The organism is Enterococcus avium, assembly GCF_002891025.1.
In the GTDB taxonomy this organism is placed as follows: Bacteria; Bacillota; Bacilli; order Lactobacillales; family Enterococcaceae; genus Enterococcus_A; species Enterococcus_A avium.
Map to the genome: position 1 here is coordinate 90,889 of NZ_NBSL01000003.1, position 10,899 is coordinate 101,787.

Genomic DNA, 10,899 nt, shown 5'->3' on the forward strand with positions numbered 1-10,899 from the left:
AAGCAAAAAAAGTGACAGAGTCAGCGTTCGACTCTGTCACGTAATTTACCGTGTCAAAATATTCTGGGAAAACCAGTTAGTGTGTCACTCTGTGTCAAAGAGATCCATTAAATAGCCGATTTCCACATTCGGAACCTCCAGCATAAACGTACTTTCGACCTCGACCATCCCTCGTTTCAGAATTTGGTAGGTCTCTGATCGATCACGCATGCTGCTTGCGATATCAGGATAATCAATACATTCATTTCGAATTACACGTTCGATCATACTGGCGCCATGCATAACAAACATGATCAGATAGCGCTCCGCACTTTCCCCTGTCACCAAATCGTCTTTTATCCCTTCAAAAGCATGAACTAATGTTTTCAAGGTTTTCTCTGGATTCAAAAATGTCAGTGTTTCTTCCAAAATGATCCGCAAGCCATTTTCATTCGTTACTTCAAAAGAGTTCTTCCCATCCGAGTCAGAATAATTGGCCTCAATGATCTCATTCAGCTGCGACAAGCCGTTATCCAAAAGAATTTTCTCCGATGGAATAAAGGGGACCTGAGTGATATTCAGATCACTGACTCCTACTACTGCTAGAATTTTTTTATTTTTGAAATCCTCCAGCCGATAATCAGAACTATTGGTAGGAAAGAGTTCAATGTTGTATTTAGAAATTAAAGTGATTGAATTTCTCAGGAAGTTCGCTAACGTAATTGCCGCTCCCTGACCGGTTAGACAGGTCGTAATGATGACTTCTCTCGTTTCAGGTTTCGTTTTTGACCGTTGAATGTCCCCATCCACGTGGGCATGCATGATGTCCTTTACTTCTGAATAGATTTCCTCCAGCTTATAGTCAGAAATTAGAGTCTTTCTTAACGCCTCTAAGACAAAAGGTGTCGATAAAAAATTGATCGTTTTCGTTGGAATACCTGTTTTTTCGGTGTAGAGCTCCCCGAATGAATTCAGCGAGCCCATATCTGTCATGATCAGGATGCCTTTCCCTTCATTAACTTCATTGGCCGTCTCCTCAAACTCAAAATAGAATTCATCGACAGATTTTTCCAACTGCATATCTAAAGCGTGGGTGTGCTGTGTGTCTAACAGAGAGTTTGCGACTTTTGCGATATTCTTCGCCACACCATTCCCATGAGCCATCAATAAAAGTCCGACACGCTTGGTCTCATTTGACTTATCGTTTTGCTCGTCCATCGAAAGAAAGAGTGTGAATAGATATTCCTCTTCAGGTGAAAACTTTATCCCCAGTTCGAATTCCAAATGTTTTTTGACTAAGCGAGCAACTTCCAATTCTTTCGGATATTTGGCGCTCAGCTCCTCGACTGTAATATCAATCCCAGAATGCACCACTGGCTGGTTGATCAAGGAATTGACATGCATCGCAAAGGCAATATAGGTTCGCTTCGAAAACTTCTTCTGCAGCTTTCTTTCCGCTATTTTTAGAATAATATCCACTTCGTAGTAGATACTTGGTTCAATAACCTTGAAAATATTCTCGTGCTCTGTCCGACTATAAGGTGAAGATGGATATTCCTCTAGGATGCTTTGCTCCAGCTCTTTTTTAATCGTGCTCAGACTAGCATTTTTATCCAGCCTTTTATACCACATTTGACTATTTATCAGGGATTTAGGCATTGATGCGCCATCAATCACTAAATCCCCATCAAGCTTAGACAATAAAAAATCAATTTCTTTATTCTTCTCCCCATTCAATATTCCCTCCAATATGTAGCTGGGAAGAACTTTTTTAGTCACTTGAATGCTTTCTTCATGATTCGAGATTGAATCAAGGTAGCTTCGGGCGCAAATTAGATTGATATCTGCTTTTAGCTGTCCGACATTTCCAACACAGTGATATCCGAGCAATGATTTCAAGACACTTTTTTTGATCGTTATAGGCTTTTGGATTTTATCAAACTCCAGGTTGAAGAAGATACTGATCAGCTCTAGCCGTTCATCCATTCCTCGATCACTGATAGGTGGTAAATCAATCACCATCGGTATTCGCCTAAGAAAAGTCGATAATAGCGCTGACTCTAATGACTCCGTGGTCGCTCCTATGATCAATACTCGAGAAGAATGATAGTTGTCGTTATCCCCCAATTTTCGGTAATTTCCCGTATCGATCAAATGAAAAAGCATTTTTTGCCCTTCTGAGGAAAGACGATGAATCTCGTCTAAAAAAAGAATCCCGTTGTTCGCTTTACTGACCAAGCCCGCCTGATCCTTCTCTGCACCAGTAAATGATCCCTTTTTAAATCCAAAAAGTGTCGAGAGTAGCAGCTGCGGATTATCCGAATATTCAGAACAGTTAAATATGATAAAGGGAGCATCCTTGTTCAATATGCCATGAGATTTTGAGTACTTGTACATGATGTCAGCGAACATCGTTTTTCCCGTTCCCGTCTCTCCGGATAAAATCGTATTTAATCCATGGGGTGGATAAATCATCGCTGCACAAGCCTTTTCAATCGCCATTTTTAAGCTGCCTTGATTTCCTACTACCTTATCAAAGGCATTGATGCCATCCTCTCCGCTGCAAAAATCACTCAGCCTTTTTACACTTTTTCCAGTAATCGTCAGATCAAAAATCTCCATGATCTTTTTCGTCGGGAAAAACTTCACCGGCCGGCCTTCAACCTTGATCAGTTTCCCCTCGTTCACCAGCTTGTTCAATTCCTTGCTGCAGTTCGTTCGATCAATGCTGATCGCTTCCGCTATTTCTGTCGTTCCAATTCCATTAAAGCCATTTTTTATATCCACATATCCGATATGACTGACACACCGTTCCAAAAAGTCGTATACTCTATCTTTTCTATACATAACTATCCCCCTTCCAAATAGCATTACGTCGAAAAAGGCTGCTCGTAAAGTAAGCGTTATAGTATCAGTTTATCATAAAATATCTGAGGGAAGATTTTATCTCATTAACCAGATCTTGCCATTCTCTAAAAATAAAATTATATTTGAAAACTAAAAATAGTTAGCTTGAATGAAGATAATCTTCTAAAAATAATGAACCAACTTAGAAGCTTTTAGACTATGTACTCATCAATCTGATTTTAACAAAACACATTCTAAGGTATTATTCCCTAAAGAACTATACAAGTCAGATGATTAATTTCTACCAATTGTATATACCGATTTTCTTAATATCAATTATTGATTAGTGTCTATAAAAGGGGGGAAAGAACATGGCTCGTAATAAATAGCACGAAAAATCGAGTGCAAAATTACTCGTTTTTTCGTGCTATACTCAAACTTGAGAAAGAAACGTATTCCTGGGTACGTGCTTATTTTATTAACCTCCATACACCATTTGTGCTTTCTTTTATCTATTTTTCTTTTGCTAGATGATCATTTAATTACCAATTTCCAACCGAAGTATTTCATCATCAATACACTTAATATCATCTTCATTTAATTGCCATTCAAATGTCTCACAATTGATTTTAGCTTCATTTGGATTTCTAACCCCTAAAAGAGCTGTATTTACAAAACTCTTTTGAGTTGACCAATTAATTGCTACTTGTGCAACTGGTTTATCGTATTTTTTTGCAACTTTATCTAACGTCAATAATAACTCCATAATCTTTGAAAATTCGGGTTCCTTAAAAAATGGATAAAAGGTTAATCGAAAGTCTTTTTCATCAAACTTTGGTAATTCACGAATCGTTCCAGTCAAAATTCCTGCTCCCAACGAACCTGAAGTCATAGTTGCTATTCCATTAGCTTCTGCCCATTCCATCAGTTCTTTTTGTGAATGATTAACCATAGAAAAAGGGGGTTGAATAACATTTACTTCTCCAAACTTTAACGCTTCTTCGATAAGTTCCTTTGATGAATTACACAAACCAATATAACGAATTTTTCCACTTTTTTTCAAATAATTTAATGCAGCCATTGTTTCTTCAATAGGTGTATTCACATCTGGCCAATGCATCAAATAGAAATCGATGTAATCTGTGCCTAATCTTTGAAGAGATTCTTCTACTTCTTTCAAAATAGCATCATATTTATTGTTACGGACTGGTTTCCCATCAAAATGACTAATATAAGATCCGAATTTTGTAGCAATAAAAATTTTGCTACGATCATACCCTTTAATTGCTTCTCCTACAATTTCTTCGGCAGTTCCTTCTCCGTATATTGGTGCAGTATCAATGATATTTACTCCCCCATCCAGCATAGTCTTAATTGCTGCGATGGATTCATTTCTATCTACTTCTCCAAAGCTACCTCCTGCAGAATTTTCTCCCCCCATTGCCCAAGTTCCAACTGCAACAGAAGAAATCTCTAAATTGCTACTACCAAATTTTTTATATCTCATTTTTGCTCTCCTTCTACTAAATCAACTCAGTTTGTTTTTTTATTAATTGGTAAAGTACAAAATCGTTCTCCTTGTTTAAACCACAAACTTCTGCTAATAGCTCATCAATCGAACGTTGGTCCTTTTTCTGTAGATATTTTAGTCCGTAAGCTGTTCCTTTTGCGATATACATTGGCAAAATATTTTTCTTTAAACACAATTTAGCAGGACCGATAAACCGTTCAGATGGGCCAAGTTTCAATTCTGGATTTGCGATGACTCTTTCAATAGGATCTTTAATGTCTTGATTTAATTTTTCTTGCATATAATCAACCCAATATTTGTCTTCTGACATATCAAAATCATACGTAGCCTTAATTGCTTGATGTGCCTCATCAAACGCCTTTTCCAGCCAAGGTCTAATTCGTGGATCTTGTTGTGATTCATAAATATATGTTAAGCCTTCTATTACTCCAATAAAAGCGGCCATAGTATGACGCATATTGCCTACATATACCTTCCTGTAAATTCTTCCTTCAGCATTATCGACAAATTCAACATCTAGAATTTCTGGTTTTTTTCCTGTGAATGTTATTCCATCAATTTCTAGATGAGGATTAGCAGTAATCATAACTGCATATGGATAATTTTCACTTAACTCTTTTGGAAGCGGTAATGCTGCTGAAAGGACCATAACTTGATTTATTCCAACTTTTTCATTAAAGTAATCCAATGATAAAGGGTCATTTTTCAAATACTCGCTGATATATTGAACAAATTTTTGAGGAGCTCCCAGTGAATTAACGCATAGCATGACATTTTTAAAATTGTTTTTCTCACAATCTTGTATAGCCCTTGCTAGATTTTCTGCAATACTTTTAAAAGCTCCTTCATAAACACAGCAGAAGATAAAATCATGTTCTTCCAACGCTTTGGATAATTTGTCTGAATCTATGATCAAAAAATCAGATACATGAAACTCTGTCTGTCTATTATTATCGTCAACAAACACTGAGTAACCGCCCAAATTCTTCATTTCTATCAAATGCTCTGGATGAACATCATAAAATGAAAGTTTATAACCATCACGATTTAATAAATAGCCTACGACGCCGCGCCCTATGTTGCCCGCTCCAATGATTAATGCTTTCTTCATATCCATTTCTCCTTAAGCTATAATTCCCAACATGAACAGAGCGACACCAACAACCATTGTACCTAATAGTAAAGGGACCACTTTCACTCCTCTATCTAAAAGCCAGTAAATAATACCCACGAGAATCAACGAGAGCATTCCTGGTAAAATACTATCTAAGGTTTCTTGTAATTTCATTGCCCCATCTTTCACTGACCCACCAATTACAATCGGTGTAGAAATTTTGATATTAAAAGCACACATAGCACCAATAGCCATTAAGCCCACAACAGAGCAAGCATACGAAACTTTTTGCATGATATTAGACTTTTCTGATTGGATAATGAAGTCACTACCCAAGTTATAGCCTAATTTTAAAGAATAAAATCTTGCTAAAAAGTTTGGGATGTTATACACCAGTAAGAAAATAATAGGAGCCAAAATACTACCTTTCGCCGCCATTTCAGTTACCATTGCTGTGGCAATAATTCTAAGTGTTGCAGGGAAAATCGTATCCCCGATAGCTGATAGTGGTCCCATTAATGCAGTTTTCATACCACTTATTGTAGTAACATCAAAATCTTCCGATTTAGCATTTTCTTCTTCCATCGCTAACGTTATTCCCAATGGAAAGCCCGCCAATGATGGTGTAATATTGAAGTACTCAGCATGGTGTCTCATCACGGACTCATTTAATTTTTCAGGATGTTCTGCGTAAATTTTTTCTAATGACGGAAGCATTGAAAACGTGAAACCACTGTGCATCTGTCCTGGATAATCGTTCATACAGTTCAGTGCAATATATCTTACAAAAACTCGATTCAAATCTCTTTTTGATAATTTAGAAGTCATCGTCAATATCCTCCTGTCCTACAGCGGGTGAAGTATTCAAATTGTGAGGTGTTAGCATGATAATTACAAACATTACAGCCAAAAGAGTAATTGCAATCGTTGGTAACTTTAAATATGCAGCGAGCATAAAACCAATAAAGAAAAAGGGAGACATTTTCTTACTAATTATCATTTTTAATAGCATGGCAAATCCAATAGCTGGTAACAAATTTGCTGCAGCAGATAAACCGTTAATCACATCAACTGGAATTGATTTAACAAAGGTTTGAACGGCTCCGCTTCCTGAATAAACAGCTAATAAACCAAATACAAAATAAATACCAAATGTAGAAATCCAACATCCAATAACATAAATCCGTGAAGCCGCCTTCATTTTCCTCTTTTCCAATTGTTTACCCATAGCTGTAGAAAAAACAGAATTAAATAGTTTTACTACAATAAATAGAAAGCCGCCTAAAAGTCCAATAGGAACTGCCAAAGCGGTTGCAAGTTCAGCACCCGAATTGGTCATAATCGCAAATGCTGTTCCAATTACCCCAGCTGCAGCGCCATCGGGACTGACTGCTGCACCTACTGGAAATGAACCAATAAAAATAACTTCAAGAACACCCCCGATAATGATCCCTTGGGTCACATCTCCCAACGCTAATCCCATTAATGTCGAAGCAACTAGTGGTCGTGAAAGATAACAGTACCCAAAGAACATATCCATTTTACAAATACCTAATACTAACCCTGCGAGAACTGCTTGTAACATGGTTTCTCCTCCTTTACTTTACTAAAAAACGATACTAACTCGATAAGCACCTGGGACTGTTGCTGCCTCAAATGCGGATTGAACATCTTTCAGAGAGAATTTCTTTTCAACCAACTTGGAAACATCAATCTTCTTCTCACTAATCAAATCAGCTGCATATTGGAAATCATCTATATCTGCACTGAATGTTCCTAGTAGCTCCATCTTTCTGTAATGAATTGTATTTGAATCAATATTCATTTCTGGTGCAGGATACCCAGCAGCAAATAAAAGAATTCGTCCATCAATCTGTTTAATCATCTCTAAGGCTTGATTATTGGCTGACGTAGCACCAACCGCAACGACTACAGCATCTGCTCCTTTTTCCTTAGTTAACGTCTTTACAGCTTTAACTGGGTCCGTTTTTGATACGTCAACAACATCGAAACCATACTCTCTTGCCGTTTGAATTTTTTTAGGCATCATTTCGGTTAAAATCACACGACACCCCATTTCGCGTGCAATTAAGGCATTTAGAATTCCCATTGTGCCTGCACCAATAACTACTATTGTTTCACCTTTTACTACTCTTAATTTGCGCAAACCTTCTACAACTGTGCCTGCCGGTTCGACAAAAGCAGCTTCTGATGGGTCTACCGAAGGATCCATCTTACAAAGCGCGCGATAAGTTTTAACTACATATTCTCCACAACCAAAATTCCCATAATAGCCATCGTCCGAAGCAATATTCATGATGCCTCGATGTGGACACTGACTTGTTTTTCCTTCTTTGCAAAAGTCGCATTCACCACACCAATCGTAACCAACACCAATTGTATCTCCAACATCAAAACCCTTTACTTTTGATCCCATATTGACGATCACACCACTGTATTCATGCCCAAAAGCCATAGGTAATGGTTGCTTTCCAAGTCTTGCCCCATCCCATACGCCATATTCTGAAGTACAAAGATTACATGCATTCACCTTGACCAAGACTTGGTCATCTTTCAACGCAGGAATTTCTCGTTCATGGACTTCTGCAATGAATTTCTCAGTAATAACTGCAAATTTTGTCGACATTGAGTTTGTCATTTGATTTCCTCCATTTTTAAAATTTGATTATACGTGGTTTCATATATTTCTCTAGGATTATCCAAATAGTCCCTATGCGTATACTCTAAACAAAAATCGCCCTGATAATGATTTTGTTCAATTTCTTTCAAGGTTGACGCAAGACGTAGTTCGCCATTTGTCCAATCTACATGTGCAAATTGCCCTTTTTTGTAATTTGTAAGATGACAGTAATCAATTATTTCTCCAAAAAATTGAAAATACTGAGATAAGCTTTCTTTTTCTCGTCGAATTGTTCCTGTATCAACGATAATTTTTAAATTACGTTCATCTACATCGGCAATGTATTTCTTCATTTCTTCGATAGAATTTACTAATTTGGTACTTTGAGGAGTCAAAGGTTCAATAGCGACTTTTACTCCATAAGATTCTGCAAAGTGGCATAACCATTTACAAAGACTAACAGATCTTTTCCATGCTTCTACTTTAGTTTCATCATTAAACGACCACCCAGAAGTAATCATGATTCTAGACACCTCGAGTTCATGAGCGCTGTACACAACCTGTTGAAAATAGTTTTTTGTACGGCGAATCATATCTTTGTCTTTTGCCGCTAAGTGAAAAGGATTAGGACAACTTTGTCGTGGACTGATACAACTGATAGACAGCTTTTTTTGTTGCAACTGTCTTTTTAATTGATCGGTATCACTATGAGAAAAAGCATCAACATAAAAGTGAGTCGGACAGGTCCACAGATCGATTTTAGTGAATCCTACTTCTGAAACATCATTCAAAAATGTTTGTAGTTGAAATTTTTGATAAGTAAGATTCATCGGTGCAAACCGATTTATCATCTTTACCATTTTCCATCTGACTTAAACAATTTCATATAGTGTTTGAGCTTCTCTTTGTAGCCTTCAGCACCTACTAAGTAAAGTTGTTGCATGTTCATCCGTTTAGTAGTAAACTCGTCCATATTTGCTCCCGTTGGCACCTTAATTTCTAAATTATTTTCATAGCAGGCTTGAATTCTATCTAGACCAGACATAACTAAATCTGTATTCAAATTGACTTTTTGAATTCCATGCTCGATTGTCATGCGTAAATTATCATCACCAGATCCGGAACCTCCATGAAGAACTAATGGTTGCTCAATTTGTGAAGCAAGTGTATCAAGTAGTGGAAAATCAATTTTGCAGCCTCCCTTGTAAACACCATGTGAAGTCCCAACAGCTACTGCTAAACAATCTACGGAGGTTTGTTTTAGAAAATCAGCAGCCTCCTCAGGTCTGGTCAATCCTGTATCTCGAGTTTTATCATACTCATACGCTTGTCCCACATGACCTAGCTCAGCTTCAACTGAAACTCCACAAGCATGAGCAATCTTAACTATTTCTGCTGTTTCTTTAACATTATCTTCAAAGCTGCTTTGAGATCGGTCAATCATAACTGAACTAAATCCAGCACGAATTGCATTGACAATATCCTCAAATGGTCCACCATGATCCAAGTTTAGTGCAACAGGTACTTCTGGATATCTTCTCTCGTAAAAACGGGCGATGTCTGCACATTCATAAATTCCATGTACCCCAGCAACATCCAAAATGATTGGTGCTCTTAACTCTTTTGCAGCCAAGAAACATGCCTCAATGGTTTCACGATTGAACACGTTTGGAGCAGCTACTCCGTATTTTCCTTTTTTTGCTTCCTTCAATAGTTCATGCATTGGAATAATCATTTTTTTCCTCCAGATTCTATTTATAATTGATAACTGTGTCAGTTGGCACTTGCTGAATTTCTAAATTAATCCCACTAGCAGCTAACTCTTTTAGCTGTTTTTCTTCATCCGGTAAAACATTAATTGCTTTTGAAATATTCTTCGTTCCTTCGCGAGCCTTAGTACCACCAAGATTTAATCTAGTAATCTCGGGTACTTCCTTAATCAATTGATAGGCATCTCCGATAGAGCCTACGACAATAAATAGTTTATACTTGTCTGTTTTTCCCGAATTGATAGCTTTAATCGAATCCTCAACCGTCTTGATTACTACTTTGATATTATGAGGACAAGCCATTTTTAGTGTTGCTTTTTGTAACGGATCAGTTACGACAGTATCATTTGCAACTAAAATACAGTCAGCCTTTATGCTGTTTGTCCAAGATAAGGCGACTTGACCATGAATCAATCGGTGATCAACTCTAACTAGCTTAATCATGTTTATCCCTCCTAAAAATCATCTTCTGAAATATTCATTTTTAACTGATTGCAATAAATAAAACCTTCTGTAGCAGTTTTCATTGCCCTTAAAATTGCCTCGTCCCCCTTCATTTGTGAATCGTTGATTAACACCAATAGTTCAATTACAAATGCTAAATTCATGCCTGCAACAAGATGAATACTATTGTCATTGTTTATCCTCTTCATCCATTCATTGTTTACACTTCCACCAAAAATATCTGAAATAACGAAAAGTTCATTTCCGTGATTTTCTTCGATAATACGATTGATTTCTCTTTCGATATCTTCATCTTCTTTAGAATAAGCACAATAATAATCGATGTTCTTAAAATCTCCTACAATCATTTTCACTGTTTCAGTCATTCCTTTAGCTAAATTTCCATGACTGATACATAAAATCTTTCTCATAGAATTCCTCCTTTTCACTTTATTACTAGCAATTGGCGTGCCAATTAGTTTAAATTTTCAAAACACTTGGTTTAACAGGCTTTTTGTGATACAAGTTATCTATTCACACAAAAAAAGTGACACTAACTTTTCATTAAGTTAGT

General features: G+C 37.0%; 10 protein-coding genes. All 10 read right to left on the reverse strand.

The features are described 5' to 3' along the window. Positions 1 to 84 precede the first annotated feature (84 nt). Positions 85 to 2,826: a sigma 54-interacting transcriptional regulator gene (locus AUF14_RS16130; protein WP_102866154.1), complete on the reverse strand. Its 2,742-nt coding sequence runs from the start codon at positions 2,824 to 2,826 to the stop codon at positions 85 to 87. Between the two features lie 538 nt (positions 2,827 to 3,364). After that, positions 3,365 to 4,333 (reverse strand): aldo/keto reductase, encoded by a 969-nt coding sequence (locus AUF14_RS16135; RefSeq protein ID WP_016177911.1) that lies wholly within the window; start codon positions 4,331 to 4,333, stop codon positions 3,365 to 3,367. A gap of 16 nt (positions 4,334 to 4,349) precedes the next feature. After that, entirely contained in the window at positions 4,350 to 5,468 is a 1,119-nt protein-coding gene (locus AUF14_RS16140; RefSeq protein WP_016177910.1) for a mannitol dehydrogenase family protein, read from the reverse strand. 12 nt (positions 5,469 to 5,480) lie between these two features. Further along, on the reverse strand, positions 5,481 to 6,299 hold the full coding sequence (locus AUF14_RS16145) for a PTS system mannose/fructose/sorbose family transporter subunit IID (protein ID WP_016177909.1): 819 nt from the start codon (positions 6,297 to 6,299) through the stop codon (positions 5,481 to 5,483). Further along, positions 6,289 to 7,056, reverse strand: a complete 768-nt coding sequence (locus tag AUF14_RS16150) for a PTS sugar transporter subunit IIC (RefSeq protein WP_016177908.1) — start codon at positions 7,054 to 7,056, stop codon at positions 6,289 to 6,291. Before AUF14_RS16150 ends, AUF14_RS16145 begins: the two co-directional genes overlap by 11 nt. Before the next feature lie 21 nt (positions 7,057 to 7,077). Then, positions 7,078 to 8,130, reverse strand: a complete 1,053-nt coding sequence (locus AUF14_RS16155) for a zinc-dependent alcohol dehydrogenase (protein WP_016179263.1) — start codon at positions 8,128 to 8,130, stop codon at positions 7,078 to 7,080. Further along, positions 8,127 to 8,972 carry a sugar phosphate isomerase/epimerase family protein gene (locus AUF14_RS16160; protein WP_227656369.1) on the reverse strand — a complete coding sequence of 282 codons (846 nt, stop codon included), beginning with the start codon at positions 8,970 to 8,972 and terminating at the stop codon, positions 8,127 to 8,129. The genes AUF14_RS16155 and AUF14_RS16160 overlap by 4 nt, the downstream gene beginning before the upstream one ends. Next, positions 8,966 to 9,847, reverse strand: coding sequence for a class II fructose-bisphosphate aldolase (locus tag AUF14_RS16165; protein WP_016179260.1), 882 nt, complete (start codon positions 9,845 to 9,847; stop codon positions 8,966 to 8,968). Before AUF14_RS16165 ends, AUF14_RS16160 begins: the two co-directional genes overlap by 7 nt. Positions 9,848 to 9,863: 16 nt before the next feature. Next, positions 9,864 to 10,325 carry a PTS sugar transporter subunit IIB gene (locus tag AUF14_RS16170; protein WP_016179259.1) on the reverse strand — a complete coding sequence of 154 codons (462 nt, stop codon included), beginning with the start codon at positions 10,323 to 10,325 and terminating at the stop codon, positions 9,864 to 9,866. Between the two features lie 11 nt (positions 10,326 to 10,336). After that, positions 10,337 to 10,756 (reverse strand): PTS sugar transporter subunit IIA, encoded by a 420-nt coding sequence (locus AUF14_RS16175; RefSeq protein WP_016179258.1) that lies wholly within the window; start codon positions 10,754 to 10,756, stop codon positions 10,337 to 10,339. Positions 10,757 to 10,899 lie beyond the last annotated feature (143 nt).

Excerpts from the sequence above, each read along its gene's own strand:
- AUF14_RS16130 (WP_102866154.1), bottom strand. The coding sequence starts at position 2,826 with ATGTATAGAAAAGATAGAGTATACGACTTTTTGGAACGGTGTGTCAGT.
- AUF14_RS16135 (WP_016177911.1), bottom strand. The coding sequence starts at position 4,333 with ATGAGATATAAAAAATTTGGTAGTAGCAATTTAGAGATTTCTTCTGTT.
- AUF14_RS16140 (WP_016177910.1), bottom strand. The coding sequence starts at position 5,468 with ATGAAGAAAGCATTAATCATTGGAGCGGGCAACATAGGGCGCGGCGTC.
- AUF14_RS16145 (WP_016177909.1), bottom strand. The coding sequence starts at position 6,299 with ATGACTTCTAAATTATCAAAAAGAGATTTGAATCGAGTTTTTGTAAGA.
- AUF14_RS16150 (WP_016177908.1), bottom strand. The coding sequence starts at position 7,056 with ATGTTACAAGCAGTTCTCGCAGGGTTAGTATTAGGTATTTGTAAAATG.
- AUF14_RS16155 (WP_016179263.1), bottom strand. The coding sequence starts at position 8,130 with ATGACAAACTCAATGTCGACAAAATTTGCAGTTATTACTGAGAAATTC.
- AUF14_RS16160 (WP_227656369.1), bottom strand. The coding sequence starts at position 8,972 with ATGGTAAAGATGATAAATCGGTTTGCACCGATGAATCTTACTTATCAA.
- AUF14_RS16165 (WP_016179260.1), bottom strand. The coding sequence starts at position 9,847 with ATGATTATTCCAATGCATGAACTATTGAAGGAAGCAAAAAAAGGAAAA.
- AUF14_RS16170 (WP_016179259.1), bottom strand. The coding sequence starts at position 10,325 with ATGATTAAGCTAGTTAGAGTTGATCACCGATTGATTCATGGTCAAGTC.
- AUF14_RS16175 (WP_016179258.1), bottom strand. The coding sequence starts at position 10,756 with ATGAGAAAGATTTTATGTATCAGTCATGGAAATTTAGCTAAAGGAATG.